This window comes from Paenibacillus sp. Marseille-Q4541, assembly GCF_018310695.1.
In the GTDB taxonomy this organism is placed as follows: Bacteria; Bacillota; Bacilli; order Paenibacillales; family Paenibacillaceae; genus Paenibacillus.
Genome location: NZ_JAGXCY010000001.1, coordinates 508,672 through 524,998 on the forward strand (window position 1 = coordinate 508,672; position 16,327 = coordinate 524,998).

Consider the following 16,327-nt stretch of genomic DNA (forward strand, 5'->3'; position numbering starts at 1 on the left):
CTTTGGACAAACAAGGATTTCAGCAGCCTAGGAGAAATTTTCCTCCGGCAGTGAAATCCTTGCCATCTTTTTTTATATTATTATCTGAGCTCTGTTGTCCATTACACGAACAAGTTGGCCTTCACTTGCATCCACGCCTGCCTTCGTCATTTTGACACGGCACAGCTCGCCAACCAGATCCTCGGAACCTTCAAACTCCATCTGAATGTAGTTATCACTATATCCGTGGAGCTTGCCGGTACCTTTATCTTCTTTCGCGTTTCCTTCCGGAATGACTTCCAGCACTTCTCCCTCAAACTTCTGTGCATAGGCAAGCTTCATAGAGTCAGATAACTGAAGAAGTTCATGAACACGTGCATTCTTCACTTCTTCATCCACTTGATCTTCCATTCGCGCTGCCGGAGTACCGGTCCGTTTGGAATAAGGGAATACATGCATTTCCGAGAAATTAATGGCTTTCATTAGCTCATAACCATTTCTGTACATCTCGTCAGTTTCACCTGGGAAACCAACGATAACGTCTGTTGTAATTCCAACATCCGGCATCGCTTCGCGAATTCGTCCCATCTTGTTATAGAACTGTTCTGTCGTGTACTTACGGCGCATCCGTTTCAGCACAGCGTCATCGCCCGCCTGAAGCGGGATATGAAAATGACGGCACATTTTGGAGGAACGATTCAGTACATCCAGCATCCGGTCGTCAATCTGACTAGCTTCAATGGAGCTGATACGAATACGTTCCAGACCATCGACGCGATCTAAATCCCACAATAAACTCGATAGGTCATAGTTGTCCAAATCATCTCCATAACCACCTGTGTGAATACCGGTTAATACGATCTCTTTATATCCGGCTTCTACGAGCTGATGGGCTTGTGTAATAATACTTTGAGAATCACGGCTGCGGGACAATCCACGTGCCCAAGGAATAATACAGAAAGTACAGAAATTGTTACAACCATCTTGAATTTTCAGGAACGCACGGGTACGGTCCGCAAAATCAGGTACGTCCATTTCTTCAAACACACGTGTCTTCATAATATTCCGTACCGCATTGACCGGCTCACGCGTCTGCTTGATTTGGTTGACGTACGGGATGATTTTATCACGATCCTGGTTACCTACGACAAGGTCAACACCAGGTATATCCATAATCTCAGCTGGTGAGGTTTGTGCATAACAACCGGTTACTGCAATGATTGCATCAGGATTACGCCTTACAGCACGACGAATAATTTGACGACTCTTTTTGTCACCAGTATTCGTTACCGTACAAGTATTAATCAGATAGACATCTGCTGTTTGGGAGTCGAAATCTACCTGATCATATCCTTCATCTTTAAATTGCTGCCAAATGGCTTCAGTATCATAGAAGTTAACTTTACAACCCAAGGTGTAAAACGCCACGGATGGCATAATTACATTCCTCCCATTTCGTCAGTTTCATATAGAATACAAGTCAAGGCCAGCAGCCCAGCCGTTTCTGCACGTAGAATTCGTTTACCAAGCCCAACAGATTTCGCGCCAGCTGCTTCCGCAGCTTCGGATTCGCCTGTAGTAAACCCACCTTCAGGACCCACAATAACAAGAACGCTAGGATCCATGTTTGGATCTGCTTTCAATCTGTCAGCAAATGGCTTCACGACATCACGCAACTGTAATCCTTCTTCTTTTTCATAACAATAGCATACGAGGTCATAGTCTTCAAAAGAAGCCAGTAACTCTTTCCATGACTTCGATTCTTTAATTTCCGGAACTTTGTTACGGTGGCTTTGCTCTGCTGCTTCTTTGGCAATTTTCCGCCAGCGTTCCAGTCGCTTCCCTTCTTTTTTCGCATCATACTGCACGATAGTCCGCTCCGATACGAAAGGAACAAAGACGGCCGCCCCTATTTCGGTACATTTCTGAATGACAAGTTCCATCTTGTCCCCTTTAGGCAAGCTCTGAGCGATGGTAACCGACACTTTAGGCTCATGGTCCATAGGCAGCCATTCCATAATAGAAACAGTTACTTGTGAAGCTTCGATCTCCGAAATTTCAGCCAGTGCTTCCCGGGATACACCGTTACTAACGATAAGCTTGTCTCCCGTCTTGCCACGCATAACCTTCGTAATATGACGTGCATCATCACCCGTAATGATTGCTTGATGTTCCTCTAGCTGACTTGGTTCAATAAAATAACGCTGCATGGATCTATAATCACCTATCTTTTCATATCAATGGTTTAGATTCATATCCAGTGTTGCCATAAAAATGACCACATTACATGTTACAACTTTTCATGCCTTCTGACTACCCTTATTAAAAGACTGGCAGCAGCGACTTTACGGCCTCTTTTCCTCCGGTCCCTGCTGCACATTCTTTTCTATTAGCCTGCAAACAGTGACATGATCATTTGTGCAATCCCCACATACCAACTCGTCGCTAATTCATACAGTGGTGTAATGGTGTAGCGGCTTAGCGGTGTAATAACAAGGATTAAGAAGATAAGCATAGACCATTGCTCGAGCTTTTGCAGACTCATTCTTGCAGAAGGAGACACCAGTTCCTCCAAGATCCGGTATCCATCGAGCGGAGGAAGTGGAACCAGGTTAAAGAAGAACAAGAAAAAGTTCGTTACATTAAAAATAGAGAAAAAAGTAGAAATAGCAAAAACGATTCCCTTATTTTCAATGGATTCCATGAATCCAAACTGGACAAAAAGTGCATAAAAAATTGTACCTAGAACGGCAAGGAGGAGGTTACTTATCGGTCCTGCTGCGGACACAACCACACTCATCATACGCCGTTTCTCAAAGTTATCACGATTTACCGGAATGGGACGTGCCCATCCGAATCCGGCAATCACGAGCAGCAAAAGTCCAAAAAAGTCAAAGTGGACAGCCGGATTGAGCGTCATTCGTCCTAGCATTTTTGCGGTCGGATCTCCAAATTTATTGGCAAAGTACGCATGAGCAAATTCATGTACCGTAAATGCAATCAAAATGGTGAGAATAAAAAAGGGAAGCCGGGTCAGGTCATAAAAGAAAAACTGATCAAGAAAGTCCATTATCTATTTCCTCGAGACAAAAGCAAGCCAGTCATCTTCCCGATGAACATCAATGATGTCAAAGCCGGCCTCCTTCAGTGCTTTCTCTACAATTTCCTCTTTGTTCTTCCAAATACCAGAGGCAATGTATAGTCCTCCTGGTTTTAAGCCCTGATATACATCACCGATAAAGAGCAAAATAACTTCAGCAAGAATGTTCGCAACAACGACGTCTACAGGCATACTCACGCCAAGTACTCCATCCTGTTTGTCCAGTATGGACAGGAGGTCACTTTCATAAACCGTAATGTCACGTTCCAGTCCGTTCAGGCGGCTGTTTTCTTCCGCACTTTGTACTGCAACGGGGTCAAGGTCCAGTGCAAGTACATGTTTCGCACCTAGTTTCACGGCTCCGATGGCAAGAATACCTGAACCCGTTCCTACATCAATAATCTCTTCGTTCCCTTGAAGATATTGTTCAAGCGCACGCAGACATAGAGATGTTGTAGGATGAGCACCTGTACCAAAAGCCATACCTGGATCAATTTCAATAATCTTCTCAGATGGGCTTTCCGGAGTATACTCTTCCCATGTTGGTTTAATGACCAGCCGTTCTGACACTTTGAGTGGTTTGAAATATTGCTTCCACGCATTGGCCCAGCTGTCTTCATCAACTTGTTGCACAGAGATAGTAGCCTTTCCAGCATCAATCCCAAATTCCTGTAGTTCATCAATTCGAGGGCGAATTATGTTCGTTACCTCCGTCATATCCACCGTATCTGCAAAATACCCCTGAATAACAGCTTCACCTTCTGGGATATTGTTCAGCGGTTGATCATAAAGCTCTCCATACTCAGTAGATCTATTTTTGTTCAGTGTTCCTGATTCTTCAATTGCCACACCGCCTGCTCCAGCTTCGTGTAGAAAATTCGAAATCATCTCCACCGCTTCTTCAGTTGTATGTATTGTTATTTCATTCCATAGCATAAGTTTATTACTTCCTCCCCTGTATTCATCTTTTCCATTGTACTATATATATTGCGAAGAGCACAAAGGCTACTGTAGTTCATCTAATTTCAGTTATATCCAATGTTGTTCAATTATAGATAGAAATAAAAAACACCGGCTTTTTGCCGGTGTTCCTGCTGCTTGATTTTTGAAAATAAAATGTGTTTTCTCGTTTTGAATTTAAAGGTACCTATTTATGAATTCTTTAAAGCTTAAATCTAAAGTCATGTAATTCCTTGGTTTGACGATGATCCGCTGCCGCGCTTCGGTTCAATGCTTCAATATCATCCTGATCGGCTTCTGCACTACTGAATTCCACATCTTCGAGCTTTGAAGACTGAAGTTCTTTTATTTTCTCGGTCTTGGTCATTACTTTATCAATACGTTTATTATGAGACATGAATAATTCCTCCTTAGTACCGATTCAGTATTAAGTCAAGCCTCCGGACTGTTCAATAATCGCAAGCGCATCATGATGGGAAGATTCGTCAACGACTACGGTCAACAAAATATCTTTTCCGGAAGGCCCACCTACGCCTCCATCACTCATCCCACTTGCTGAAACATCTGCAGCAGCAAGAATTCCTGCGCCTTGCGAAAAGGTACCGTCCTGAGTTACTGACGCTAAACTGCTCATCGTGCTGGTCAAAATCGGTTCATTACTCCCTTGTCCTGCATACCGGCTAAATCGGTCAATCGACATATGCTCCACCTTCAGTCCCTGTAGCTTCGCAGCCACTTGCTGAGCTTGTTCAGGTGTATTGAAGTAGGCAAGAATGTTTTTTTCTGGCATGACTGTACACCGCCTTTATCATCTCATAAGCAAGCCAAATATAGTGTGAGCTCAAATTTAGATTACCTCAAAACTTATAAATTTATACGCAAAAAAGACTGCTCATCCGATTGATGAACAGTCTTTACTCATTCTTATTAGTCACCGCGAAACGCACGTTTTACTCGATCAAAGAAAGATTGCTCATTCTCATGCGTTTGCTCTCCGCTCAGTGCTGCAAATTCACGAAGCAAATCCTTCTGCTCTTCGCTCATTTTGCTTGGTGTTACCACGACAACCTTCACATGCTGATCGCCTTGGCCTCCACCGCGAAGATGAGGTACCCCTTTTCCTTTGAGTCGGAAATAAGTTCCTGTCTGTGTTCCTGCCGGAATTTTCAGCTTCACTTTTTCCCGTAAAGTCGGAATTTCGATCTCATCTCCAAGTGCCGCCTGAGCAAATGTCAGCGGAACTTCGCAATAGATGTCATTTCCTTCCCGTTCGAAGAAGTCATGGGATTTAACACGAACTACGATGTACAAGTCCCCGGCAGGGCCTCCACGTAATCCGCCTTCCCCTTCGCCGCTCATACGCAGCTGCGCGCCATCATCCACACCTGCCGGAATCCGAACATGAATCTTACGCTGTTTGCGTACTTTTCCATTACCTTGGCAAGTCGTACATTTCTCTTTAATCGTTTTACCTGTACCACCACAGTTGGAACATGCACGACGATTAACCATACGTCCAAACGGGGTATTCTGCACAACTTCTTCCTGACCACTGCCTCGGCATACCGAACAAGTCTCAGGATGTGTTCCTGGTTTCGCACCGGAACCGTGGCAAGTATCACAACTTTCAGTTCGTGGGATCGTAATATCCGATTCTTTACCGAATACTGCTTCCTTAAACTCAATCGTCATGGTGTACTGAAGATCATTTCCCCGCTGTGGTGCATTTGGATCTTTACGTCCGCCGCCTCCACCAAAGAACATATCAAAAATGTCGCCAAATCCTCCAAAGTCCTGAGCTCCGCCAAAACCGCCGCCCATTCCTTGATTCGGATCGATGTGACCATATTGATCGTATCTAGCTCGCTTCTGACCGTCACTAAGAACGTCATAAGCTTCTTTTACTTCCTTAAACTTTGCTTCCGCATCCGCTGCCTTGTTGACATCCGGGTGATATTGACGGGCCAGCTTGCGGTACGCTTTTTTAATTTCATCGTCACCCGCGCTTTTGCCAACGCCTAATACCTCATAGTAGTCGCGCTTATCAGCCACTCTTCCACCCCCATACCTTTTACAAACATAACTATAAACATAACGCATATACGTGACAAAAGGAAGAATCAAAGCGCGAAAGAACTTCGGCTCCGACCTTCCCATGCTTGTCACTTGTAAGGATTATGATCGTTTTAAACGATTACTTATTTTTTGTCTTCGTCCACAACTTCATAGTCAGCGTCAACGACATTATCGCGTCCACCAGCATTTTGTGTGTCTGCGCCTGCACCTTGTGCTTCTGCTGCTTGCTGCGCTTGCTCATACAGTTTTACAGACAGTTGCTGAACGATTTCAGTAAGTTCCTCTGTAGCAGCTTTGATGTCTTCAACGTTGTCGGATTCAAGCGTTTTTTGCAGTTTTTCTTTCGCTGCATTTGCTTTTTCCACTTCGCCTGCATCTGCTTTTTCACCGAGGTCTTTAATCGTTTTATCTACAGAGTAGATCAATTGGTCAGCCGTATTTTTCACTTCAACGAGTTCTCTACGTTTTTTATCTTCTTCAGCGTGAAGTTCAGCATCTTTCATCATTTGTTCAACTTCTGCATCGCTCAGACCACTGGAAGAAGTAATCGTAATTTTTTGTGATTTGTTAGTACCTTTATCTGTTGCAGATACGTTTACGATACCGTTCGCATCGATGTCAAAAGTAACTTCGATTTGCGGTACACCGCGTGGTGCTGGAGGAATATCTCCAAGCATAAAGCGTCCGAGTGTTTTATTACCCGCTGCCATTTCGCGTTCCCCTTGAAGCACGTGGATTTCAACACTTGGTTGATTATCCGCATAAGTAGAGAACACTTGCGATTTACTAGTTGGGATCGTCGTATTACGCTCGATCATTTTCGTAAATACGCCACCAGCAGTTTCAATACCCAGGGATAGTGGAGTTACGTCAAGAAGAACAACGTCTTTCACGTCACCAGTGAGTACGCCCGCTTGTACTGCTGCACCAAGGGCAACCACTTCATCCGGGTTAACACCTTTATGTGGGTCTTTACCCGTAAGTTTTTTGATTGCTTCTTGTACAGCTGGGATACGAGTGGAACCACCAACAAGGACAATTTTGTCGATGTCGTTAGCTGTCATACCTGCATCGCTGAGTGCTTGGCGAGTTGGGCCGAGCGTACGCTCTACAAGATTTGCAGAAATTTCTTCAAACTTCGCACGAGTCAGGTTAAGTTCCAAGTGCTGAGGAACTCCGTCTGCAACAGTGATAAATGGAAGAGAAATTGTAGTTGTCAGGACGCCTGACAATTCTTTTTTCGCTTTTTCAGCAGCATCTTTCAGACGTTGTACTGCAGCTTTATCTTTACTAAGATCAATACCTTGATCTTTTTTGAATTCACTCACCAAGTAGTCAATGATGACTTGGTCAAAATCGTCACCACCAAGGCTGTTGTCACCGCTAGTTGCTTTTACTTCGAAGAATCCATCACCCAGTTCAAGGATGGATACGTCAAATGTACCGCCACCAAGGTCATATACGAGAATCGTTTGATCTTCGGATTTTTCAAGACCGTAAGCAAGTGCTGCAGCTGTTGGCTCGTTAACAATACGAAGTACTTCAAGACCCGCAATTTTACCAGCATCTTTTGTTGCTTGACGCTGACTGTCATTAAAATAAGCTGGTACAGTGATAACTGCTTGGGATACCGTTTGGCCCAAATAAGCTTCTGCATCAGATTTCAATTTTTGCAAGATCATTGCAGAGATTTCTTGTGCAGAGTAATCTTTACCGTCGATTGTTTCTTTGTGGCTAGTGCCCATATGACGTTTAATGGAGCTGATTGTACGATCTGGGTTAGTGATCGCTTGACGTTTTGCAGTTTCCCCTACAATACGCTCTCCGTCTTTTTTGAATCCGACAACCGAAGGGGTTGTACGTGCGCCTTCCGGGTTAGGAATAACAACGGCTTCGCCGCCTTCCATAACCGCTACGCAAGAGTTTGTGGTTCCAAGGTCAATACCGATAACTTTACTCATGGATAATATCCTCCTTCTATATGTGCAGGCTCTTATAGCCCCTTTTATTCAATGTATATCATTCGTATAAGTCCAAGGACTTACCCCGAATTATTTTTTGGAATCTATATGAAGCATATTGTAAACATTTAAGACATTTAAGACACAGAGTATAAACATTTCATGCAGTCTTTTCGACTAGCACCGAAATGTTTATACAAATCTTTGTCAATCAAATATCCCCACATTCTACGAATGACTGGATATTTGATTTTACATGCTTACTTTAACCATTGCAGGGCGAAGTACTTTATCTTTCATCATATATCCTTTTTGTACTTCCTCCACTACGATACCTTCTTCATACTCATCACTTTCAACCTGCATGATCGCTTGGTGGTATTCCGGATTAAATGGCTCGCCCACCGTCTGCATTACAGTAAGACCTTCAGCCTGAAGGACACCATCCAGCTGGCGGAAAATCATGCTCACTCCTTTAATAAAAGAGTCTGCATCTGCATTCGTATCAGCAGTAGTCATTGCTCGCTCAAAGTTATCAATAACAGGAACAAGTTCTGTAATCAATTTCGTAGTAGCATACTTGGCCAGATCTTCCTTCTCCTTTTGTGTACGGCGACGGAAGTTATCAAAATCAGCTTGCGTACGTAAGTAACGTTTCTCACTTTCTTCAGCAAGTGCTTTGAATTTGGCAACTTCAGGATCAAGTACCTCTACCTCTGATTCAGTTCCCTCCTGTGCCGATTCAGCAGAATCGTTCACCGGATTTTGTTCGTCTACAACGTTAGCTTGATCCGCTTCATTAGCTATGTTCTCTTGCGGAGTGTTTTCTTTATTATCTACAAATGTTTGTTCATCTTTCAAGATGTTCACCTCCTTAGAAAAGAATATATTCTTTGCCGTACAACACGCTGCCCTCTACTCATTCCACATTCAACGAGGAAGACCTGCGTCAGACCATAGATTTCATTATTAATCCGATCTGATCAATTCTAAACACGAGACATGTAAATGAAGACAAGTTTTAGAATGACCAAATTACGATTTATCATCATATTTATTTGTAACGGTGAGTCAGCATTGCAGTCAAATCTTTGGATAAAATATTTAGAATACTAATCACTTTTGCATATTCCATACGAGTCGGACCCAAAATACCGATGGTTCCAAGAGCCTCGCCTTCTACAGAATACGTAGCTGTAATCAGACTACAGTTAGAGAAAGCTTCATGTTTGTTCTCCGTACCAATTCGAACCTGTACACCTGCTGTACCGAGCTTCGGTGTCATCATTTTCAGCATCGTAGGCGTTTCTTCTAGAAGGTCAAAAATATCTTTAACCTTCTCCACATCCCTGAATTCGGGTTGGTTTAACATGTTCGTCGTACCACTAAGATAAAGACGATGTTCCGATTCTCCATCCAGTGCCGAGTCAAGCATGTGCATAAAACCTTCATAATGGGAAATGTGTTTTTCCATCTCATTGGCAATTTCTGAATGCAATCTTGCTTTCAGTTTATATAAAGGTACTCCAACCAGCTTGCTATTCAACAAATTCACAACTCGCTCCATCTCTGACAATGGAACACCAGCAGGTAGACTTACCGTTTTGTTCTCTACCTGGCCTGTGCTAGTAACAATAATGGCAACAGCCATATTCTCTGATAGCGGAAGAAGCTGAAAATGGCGAAGCGAAGTATGGAAAACTTCCGGACCAAGCAGGATCGAAGTATAATTGGTCATATGCGATAAAATGGTGGAAGCATGTTGTATCACTTGCTCCATCGCATTTAATTTTTCAGCAAAATAAGATTTGAGCTGATTCAGCTCAGAGGGCTCCGTCTCATTCCAGGGAACCAGATGGTCAACATAATAACGATAGCCTTTGTGTGAAGGAATCCGGCCGGCAGAAGTATGCGGCTGCTCCAAAAACCCCATTTCCTCCAGGTCCGACATTTCGTTACGAATCGTTGCCGGACTATATCCAACATCGCCCCTTTTTGAAATGCTTCGGGATCCCACGGGTTCCGCCGAACGGATATAATCGTCAACAATTGCATTTAGTATCAGTCGTTGTCGCTCGGTTAACATACGTGTGTCCCTCCCTAAAAAAATGTGATATTCCTTATCGTTAGCACTCAAGGCTAGCGAGTGCTAATCAATAATACAAAAATACCAAACAGACCTGAGCGTTGTCAAGTCGATTTGATCTTTAAAAGAGATATACTAATTCACTCCATATGCTGCGCCGATGGCAAAAATAATAATAAATACGATTAACCCGAGTACAAACCATTTTTTATTCCATCTTTGCAGGATCATGGATAGAAAGATAAGTAGAAAAAAGATGGCACTGCCAAATAAACCAATGTATGCGAGCATCTCCATATTAGGGTGATCTCCTTTTCAGGCGGTATTGTAAATGCACCCCCTACTATATCAGCCGCTAAAGAAACGTCAGTTACATTTGTCACAATCCGATATTTGGCCGTGTTCAAAAACATAATAGCCACGAATTAAAAATAAAGAGAAAAGACTCCTCATTCGTATTTCATGGCTATCCATGGTATTAACACCTTATCTATTAGGAAAACAAGAGGGCTCTCTCGCTTCTATTCACTCAGCACTTTCAGGACGGCAATCTCGTCACAGCAACTTTGTTTGCTGCAGTGGACGCAATCGGTCCATACTTTTTCCGGAAAAATATCCTTGCTTACGATAGAGAAGCCATTCTTCTCAAAGAAGGATACTTCATACGTAAGGGCCATGACTTTGGGTATTTGAAGTTCTTGGGCTTCCGCCACAAGTTTGTCCAATAGCAAAGAACCAATTCCTTGACCTTTGTGACCTTCCGAGATCCCAAGTGATCTGACTTCCACCAGATCGTTCCCCAACCGGCATAAAGAACCGCATCCGACGACGTTTCCATCGACTTCAGCCACAACAAAAAGATCAATTTGCCTCTCCAGCACTTCTCGCGAGCGGGGAAGCATAATTCCTCTCTCTGCATAGCCTTTAATCATCAGGTATAACGGTTCTACATCTTCGGGCGACGCTTTTCTGCATACCGCAGTCATGGTTCTCTCTCCTCCTATGTCTGATGCAATTAACATTGTATAAATATACATCAGGACGCATAGAAGTTCAAGCTATTATTTGACAGTTATGGCACCTATAAATTCAGCAAATACTTCATTACCGTACAGGACTCCCTGGTTACTCAGACGATACATGTCATCTTTGGCTTCCAAGAGTCCTGCATGCAACATTTTATGCAGTGGTTTTGCAAATATGTCTTCCATCTTCACACCAAATTGCTGCTCGAATCTTTTGCTCGATACACCTTCCAGCATACGAAGACCTACCATCAAAAAATCTTCCATTGCTTCTTCTTGCGTAATAGAGAATGTTTCAAGACGTGGAAGCCCTTTTTCTGTTGCTTCATTATAAGGGTTTACCCCGCGAATATTCATATGGCGTTGTCTGCCTACGTATCCATGGGCTCCCGCTCCAAGACCATAATAGTCTTCGTTTTTCCAATACGTAATATTATGACGGCTTTCTTTACCCGGTTTGGCAAAGTTGCTAATCTCATATTGGTTATATCCAGCTGCCTTCATGCGTTCCATTAATAACAAGTACATCTGCAGCTCGTTATCTTCACTTGGTAGAGGCAGTTGATTTTTTTGGAACAAAGTGTGGAATAGTGTGTTTTCTTCTACTTTAAGTCCATAAATTGAATAATGCGGAAGATCAAGTTCCAGCGCTCGTGTAATACTATCAGACAGCATTTCAACCGTTTGATTAGGTAATCCAAACATGAGATCAATCGAAAGATTCGTAAGGCCTGTTTTACGTGCATTTTCAAGGCTGCGATATACATCATCGATGTTATGAATACGGCCTATGCCTGTTAACAGTTCATTCTGAAAAGCCTGTACTCCAAAACTAACCCGGTTTACTCCGCCTTCTTTCATGACGGCCATTTTCTCCAGATCCGTTGTTCCGGGATTTGCTTCCATAGAGAACTCAATATCTTCTGCCCAGTTAGGGAAATAGGTACGAACCGTCTTCAGAAAATAAGCCATTTCATCCGGTTTCAGTACCGTTGGTGTACCTCCCCCTACAAAAATGGTTTTGATCTCACCCGGAGGCGTCTGTGTTACCGTATATTCCATCTCCCGCTCGAGCGCTTCTAAATATTTCATAACCGGCTGATCTTTCAGAACATAGGAGTTGAAATCACAGTAGAAACATTTATTGGTGCAAAAAGGAATATGAATATACACCGCTTGTGGTGCGGATTGTTGTGGAGCTTGCTCCTCATGAGTCATGCGGGTATACCCCCTTATTATTGATAAATCGTGTAAAGAGTTATTGTATCGTTATTGCAGAAAAAAGGAAAGCCAGAGCGGCTTTCCTTTTCGAATCAGACCTCTTACAAATTTTGATGATTAGTTATCATCAATTTTTAAGACTGCCATAAACGCTTCTTGTGGTACCTCTACGTTACCTACTTGCTTCATCCGCTTTTTACCTTCTTTTTGCTTCTCAAGCAGTTTCCGTTTACGTGAAATATCACCGCCGTAGCACTTCGACAGAACGTTTTTACGCATCGCCTTGATCGTCTCCCGTGCAACAACTTTCGTACCTACGGAAGCCTGAATCGGAACCTCAAACATCTGACGAGGAATGAGTCCGCGCAGTTTCTCGCAAATAACCCGGCCACGATGATATGCACGATCCCGGTGAACGATAAAGGACAACGCATCGACCTGTTCTCCGTTCAACAAAATATCCATTTTCACCAGGTTTGACTGGCGATATCCGGAAATTTCATAATCGTAAGAAGCATAACCCTTCGTACTGGATTTCAGCTGGTCGAAGAAATCATATACAATTTCCGCAAGCGGAATGTCGTATGAAATGGTTACCCGATTTGAATCAAGGTACTCCATGTTGAGATATTCACCGCGTTTTGTCTGACATAGTTCCATTACCGTACCTACATAATCATTCGGTACGATGATATCTGCTTTGACATACGGCTCTTCAACATGGTCAATACGTCCGATTTCCGGATAGTTGGATGGGTTATCAATCTGGATCACTTCGCCATTCGTAAGCTTAATACGGTAAATAACGCTTGGTGCCGTCGTAATAAGCGGAATGTTGAATTCACGTTCAATCCGTTCTTGAATAACATCCATATGAAGCAGTCCCAAAAATCCACAACGGAAACCGAATCCTAGAGCACTCGATGTTTCCGGTTCAAAACTGAGGGAAGCATCATTCAGCTGCAGCTTCTCTAACGCTTCTCGCAAATCATTATAATCCGATGTCTCAATTGGGTAGAGACCACAATATACCATCGGGTTAATTTTACGATATCCTGGCAGCGGTTCTGGTGCAGGGTTCTTCGCATCGGTAATCGTATCCCCGACACGGGTATCCCCTACATGCTTAATTCCTGCCACGACGAAACCTACGTCTCCAACGTTCAGCTCGTCCACAATTGTCATGCGTGGCATAAATGAACCGACTTCAATAACCTCAAAAGTTTTGTTAGTGGCCATCATTTTGATCTTCGAACCAGCCTTGATCTTACCGTCAACGACACGAATATATACGATAACCCCTTTGTAAGGATCATAGTGTGAGTCGAAAATAAGCGCCTTCAGTGGCTTGTCGGTATCACCCGTTGGTGCTGGAACCCCCGTAACTACCTGTTCGAGAATCTCCTTGATCCCGATCCCTGCTTTCGCAGATGCCAGAACCGCACCACTTGTATCAAGACCAATTACATCTTCAATCTCCTGTTTAACCCTTTCAGGGTCCGCACTCGGAAGATCGATTTTGTTAATAACCGGAAGGATTTCCAGGTCATTATCAAGTGCTAAATACACATTCGCCAGCGTCTGAGCTTCAATACCCTGTGCCGCATCCACAACAAGAAGTGCACCTTCACAAGCAGCAAGGCTTCTTGATACCTCATACGTAAAATCGACGTGTCCTGGTGTATCAATCAGGTTAAGAAGATATTCTTCACCGTCATCTGCTTTGTAAGTAAGACGCACTGCTTGTAGTTTAATGGTAATTCCGCGTTCCCGCTCTAGATCCATCTGGTCAAGTACTTGCTCCTGCATTTCGCGCGAAGTCAGTGCACCCGTGTACTCCAGAATACGGTCAGCCAAAGTTGATTTACCATGGTCTATATGTGCAATAATACTAAAGTTTCTAATTTTTCGTTGTCTTGCTTGAATGTCTGTCATGCCTTACCCCCACAAACAGCCTAATGTCAATCATCTCATTATAGCAGTAAGCGGTACAGCCTTCAATAAGAGGAGAGCCAAAGTTGTTTTTACCAGGTAAATTACCTGTATTTTCTATTATTATCTACTCCGCTACTCCGTTAAAAAGAGAGACGACCCAGCGGATTCCGTTTTGAGAAGCTTGCTGCAACAAACCTGCTGTTTTTTCCGCAAATAGATCGACTGCCGGCTCTTTGCCCGGCTGGGTAACGAGCACTTCTCTTGGGGTAACTACCTGAGGCTTTGGCTGAACTGCTACATGCTGCTCCTGTACCGCCACGGCTTCCTCCTGCTTGACTGGCTGTGTTATTTCTCCAACGGCCGGGAGCTCAGTTCCTTGTTTATCTAGGAATCCAAGTCCTGATCCAGCAATTTGCATTCCCAGCAAAATTCCAAAAACGATAAGAATCATAAACAAAAATAGTCTTTTGGCAAATGAGGTCATGACTTTTCCTCCGTCCATTAATTTTTATTAATTACCCTTTATTTGAAGAGATTGGTTTCTGCTCCGCACTTGCTTTTTCTACCTTCTGATCTTCCATGTATACTTCTGCGATAATATCGGCAAGTGCTTCCGAAGTCCTTTTTAGCTCTGCATCGGTGTTATCAATGCCACCAATTTCGATCAAAATACTGTTCTCAGCTAGGGACTGGTTGTACTCTCCGTTATTGCCGCCGCCGCCATCTTTTCCCCATACCCCTCTTGAAAGTCCGGGGTACATTTTCTCCATTTTTTTATGAAGTTTGGCTGCATAGGCCTCGTTTTTCTCCCAGTTCGGATTGTCATGACCAATAATGAAAAAAACTTTGGCATACGTTTTACCATTTACAGTCGCTGTCGATTTATCATGCCGTGAAGAATCCCGGTGGATATCAATGAGATATGTGAGATCTTCATTGGAAGCAAGCGCTGATTTTACAGTTTCTCTTGAATATTTATAAGAATAATTCCAGTTATAATCTTTTTTCGTTGTCACGTAATCTTCCGTTTCATGAACTACACCGATGCCTTGTGTCTCCAGCCGCTTCGTAAGATAACTTCCTGGTAAAAAAACGTTGGCGCTTGCTTTGGGAGACGAAGGATTGTTACTCTTCGTTCCTAGCAGCGGATTGTAGGCTTCATGAGGATGAGAGTGATAAATGAGTACCGTTTTCTTTTTGGCTTCGGCTGGATTCGGCTCCTCTGTAACTTTACCGGGAACTTCCGTATCCGGTTTTGATGGATCTGGAACCCCACCTGTACCTTGATTCGTTGAATCATCTGGATTGGGGTTCGGTTTATCCGGTGTTTCCCCGCTGGATTCAGCAACGTATCCAGGATCAGGCTGATAATCTTGAGGAGCTTCTGCTTTTTCGTTACCAGAACCATTGCGAAGCAGTACCGGCTTGTTGGTTCCCATACCTGGCACTTGACTTGCAATGAGGCTTTTCGGATTCAGGGGATCTACTCCGGTCAACATTTCAAACACAAAAGACGTGACCTGTTCACCGGTAATTTCCGATTGCTGCTTGCCCTGAGCAAGATGGGGGACCTCCATGCCGAGCATATCCATGAAAATCCCGCTGGATATAGAACCTGCAAAACCTTTCATCGATGAGATCGAAGAGGTATTGAGTTTTCGCTCTGCCATTCCCCCAAGACCCAGAACAACAAAAAATAGGGCAGAAACCATTATTAGAAGCAAGAGTGCTTTTCCCGTTGCTAACATCCGAAGACTACTGGATCTCCATTTGGCCACATTCCATGTTTGTATTTTATTCATTGATCAAGTCCACCTCCGTAAGCGGTTCAGCCAAAACTGGCGCGTGTAAGCATAGTCCTGAGCTTAAAAAGATTGATTGGGTTGTCTCTTGTAATCTCTCATACTTCAAAACTATGAACCGGAGGAATCAAGTAGAACCAAAAATAATAGAAACAAAAAAAGAAGGCTGATAGATTCAGCCT

16 protein-coding genes are annotated in these 16,327 nt (G+C 43.4%); all 16 read right to left on the bottom strand.

Annotated features, from left to right (window positions below; genetic code table 11):
• Window positions 1-72: 72 nt before the first annotated feature.
• A complete protein-coding gene (gene mtaB / locus KFT32_RS02480) occupies window positions 73-1,416 on the bottom strand; it encodes a tRNA (N(6)-L-threonylcarbamoyladenosine(37)-C(2))-methylthiotransferase MtaB (RefSeq protein ID WP_211745502.1) in 1,344 nt (447 codons plus the stop codon).
• A 2-nt stretch (window positions 1,417-1,418) separates the two neighbouring features.
• Window positions 1,419-2,189, bottom strand: coding sequence for a 16S rRNA (uracil(1498)-N(3))-methyltransferase (locus tag KFT32_RS02485; RefSeq protein WP_211745503.1), 771 nt, complete (start codon window positions 2,187-2,189; stop codon window positions 1,419-1,421).
• A 179-nt stretch (window positions 2,190-2,368) separates the two neighbouring features.
• The gene (locus tag KFT32_RS02490) at window positions 2,369-3,049 is read right to left on the bottom strand and encodes a site-2 protease family protein (RefSeq protein WP_211745504.1); all 681 of its coding nucleotides are present in this window, start codon (window positions 3,047-3,049) and stop codon (window positions 2,369-2,371) included.
• Window positions 3,050-3,052: 3 nt separating this feature from the next.
• Window positions 3,053-4,015, bottom strand: a complete 963-nt coding sequence (gene prmA, locus KFT32_RS02495; protein WP_211745505.1) for a 50S ribosomal protein L11 methyltransferase — start codon at window positions 4,013-4,015, stop codon at window positions 3,053-3,055.
• A gap of 226 nt (window positions 4,016-4,241) precedes the next feature.
• Window positions 4,242-4,436, bottom strand: a complete 195-nt coding sequence (locus tag KFT32_RS02500; protein ID WP_211745506.1) for a YfhD family protein — start codon at window positions 4,434-4,436, stop codon at window positions 4,242-4,244.
• Between the two features lie 30 nt (window positions 4,437-4,466).
• Window positions 4,467-4,829 (bottom strand): hypothetical protein, encoded by a 363-nt coding sequence (locus KFT32_RS02505; protein ID WP_211745507.1) that lies wholly within the window; start codon window positions 4,827-4,829, stop codon window positions 4,467-4,469.
• A gap of 137 nt (window positions 4,830-4,966) precedes the next feature.
• Complete coding sequence (gene dnaJ, locus KFT32_RS02510) at window positions 4,967-6,091, bottom strand: molecular chaperone DnaJ (protein ID WP_349304841.1); 1,125 nt, start codon at window positions 6,089-6,091, stop codon at window positions 4,967-4,969.
• Between the two features lie 146 nt (window positions 6,092-6,237).
• Window positions 6,238-8,076 (bottom strand): molecular chaperone DnaK, encoded by a 1,839-nt coding sequence (gene dnaK, locus KFT32_RS02515; protein WP_211745508.1) that lies wholly within the window; start codon window positions 8,074-8,076, stop codon window positions 6,238-6,240.
• Between the two features lie 252 nt (window positions 8,077-8,328).
• Window positions 8,329-8,937: a nucleotide exchange factor GrpE gene (grpE, locus tag KFT32_RS02520; protein ID WP_211745509.1), complete on the bottom strand. Its 609-nt coding sequence runs from the start codon at window positions 8,935-8,937 to the stop codon at window positions 8,329-8,331.
• Window positions 8,938-9,130: 193 nt separating this feature from the next.
• On the bottom strand, window positions 9,131-10,162 hold the full coding sequence (hrcA, locus tag KFT32_RS02525) for a heat-inducible transcriptional repressor HrcA (protein WP_211745510.1): 1,032 nt from the start codon (window positions 10,160-10,162) through the stop codon (window positions 9,131-9,133).
• A 135-nt stretch (window positions 10,163-10,297) separates the two neighbouring features.
• Window positions 10,298-10,459, bottom strand: a complete 162-nt coding sequence (locus tag KFT32_RS02530) for a hypothetical protein (RefSeq protein ID WP_211745511.1) — start codon at window positions 10,457-10,459, stop codon at window positions 10,298-10,300.
• A gap of 224 nt (window positions 10,460-10,683) precedes the next feature.
• Window positions 10,684-11,148 carry an N-acetyltransferase gene (locus KFT32_RS02535; protein WP_211745512.1) on the bottom strand — a complete coding sequence of 155 codons (465 nt, stop codon included), beginning with the start codon at window positions 11,146-11,148 and terminating at the stop codon, window positions 10,684-10,686.
• A 75-nt stretch (window positions 11,149-11,223) separates the two neighbouring features.
• Window positions 11,224-12,405 carry a radical SAM family heme chaperone HemW gene (hemW, locus tag KFT32_RS02540; RefSeq protein ID WP_211745513.1) on the bottom strand — a complete coding sequence of 394 codons (1,182 nt, stop codon included), beginning with the start codon at window positions 12,403-12,405 and terminating at the stop codon, window positions 11,224-11,226.
• A 120-nt stretch (window positions 12,406-12,525) separates the two neighbouring features.
• Window positions 12,526-14,343, bottom strand: a complete 1,818-nt coding sequence (gene lepA, locus KFT32_RS02545) for a translation elongation factor 4 (RefSeq protein ID WP_211745514.1) — start codon at window positions 14,341-14,343, stop codon at window positions 12,526-12,528.
• Between the two features lie 124 nt (window positions 14,344-14,467).
• The gene (locus KFT32_RS02550; protein ID WP_211745515.1) at window positions 14,468-14,827 is read right to left on the bottom strand and encodes a hypothetical protein; all 360 of its coding nucleotides are present in this window, start codon (window positions 14,825-14,827) and stop codon (window positions 14,468-14,470) included.
• 31 nt (window positions 14,828-14,858) lie between these two features.
• Window positions 14,859-16,145: a stage II sporulation protein P gene (locus KFT32_RS02555; RefSeq protein ID WP_211745516.1), complete on the bottom strand. Its 1,287-nt coding sequence runs from the start codon at window positions 16,143-16,145 to the stop codon at window positions 14,859-14,861.
• Between the last annotated feature and the right edge of the window lie 182 nt (window positions 16,146-16,327).

Coding starts and splice junctions, on each gene's coding strand:
- mtaB (WP_211745502.1), bottom strand. CDS start 1,416: ATGCCATCCGTGGCGTTTTACACCTTGGGTTGTAAAGTTAACTTCTAT.
- KFT32_RS02485 (WP_211745503.1), bottom strand. CDS start 2,189: ATGCAGCGTTATTTTATTGAACCAAGTCAGCTAGAGGAACATCAAGCA.
- KFT32_RS02490 (WP_211745504.1), bottom strand. CDS start 3,049: ATGGACTTTCTTGATCAGTTTTTCTTTTATGACCTGACCCGGCTTCCC.
- prmA (WP_211745505.1), bottom strand. CDS start 4,015: ATGCTATGGAATGAAATAACAATACATACAACTGAAGAAGCGGTGGAG.
- KFT32_RS02500 (WP_211745506.1), bottom strand. CDS start 4,436: ATGTCTCATAATAAACGTATTGATAAAGTAATGACCAAGACCGAGAAA.
- KFT32_RS02505 (WP_211745507.1), bottom strand. CDS start 4,829: ATGCCAGAAAAAAACATTCTTGCCTACTTCAATACACCTGAACAAGCT.
- dnaK (WP_211745508.1), bottom strand. CDS start 8,076: ATGAGTAAAGTTATCGGTATTGACCTTGGAACCACAAACTCTTGCGTA.
- hrcA (WP_211745510.1), bottom strand. CDS start 10,162: ATGTTAACCGAGCGACAACGACTGATACTAAATGCAATTGTTGACGAT.
- KFT32_RS02530 (WP_211745511.1), bottom strand. CDS start 10,459: ATGGAGATGCTCGCATACATTGGTTTATTTGGCAGTGCCATCTTTTTT.
- KFT32_RS02535 (WP_211745512.1), bottom strand. CDS start 11,148: ATGACTGCGGTATGCAGAAAAGCGTCGCCCGAAGATGTAGAACCGTTA.
- hemW (WP_211745513.1), bottom strand. CDS start 12,405: ATGACTCATGAGGAGCAAGCTCCACAACAATCCGCACCACAAGCGGTG.
- lepA (WP_211745514.1), bottom strand. CDS start 14,343: ATGACAGACATTCAAGCAAGACAACGAAAAATTAGAAACTTTAGTATT.
- KFT32_RS02550 (WP_211745515.1), bottom strand. CDS start 14,827: ATGACCTCATTTGCCAAAAGACTATTTTTGTTTATGATTCTTATCGTT.
- KFT32_RS02555 (WP_211745516.1), bottom strand. CDS start 16,145: ATGAATAAAATACAAACATGGAATGTGGCCAAATGGAGATCCAGTAGT.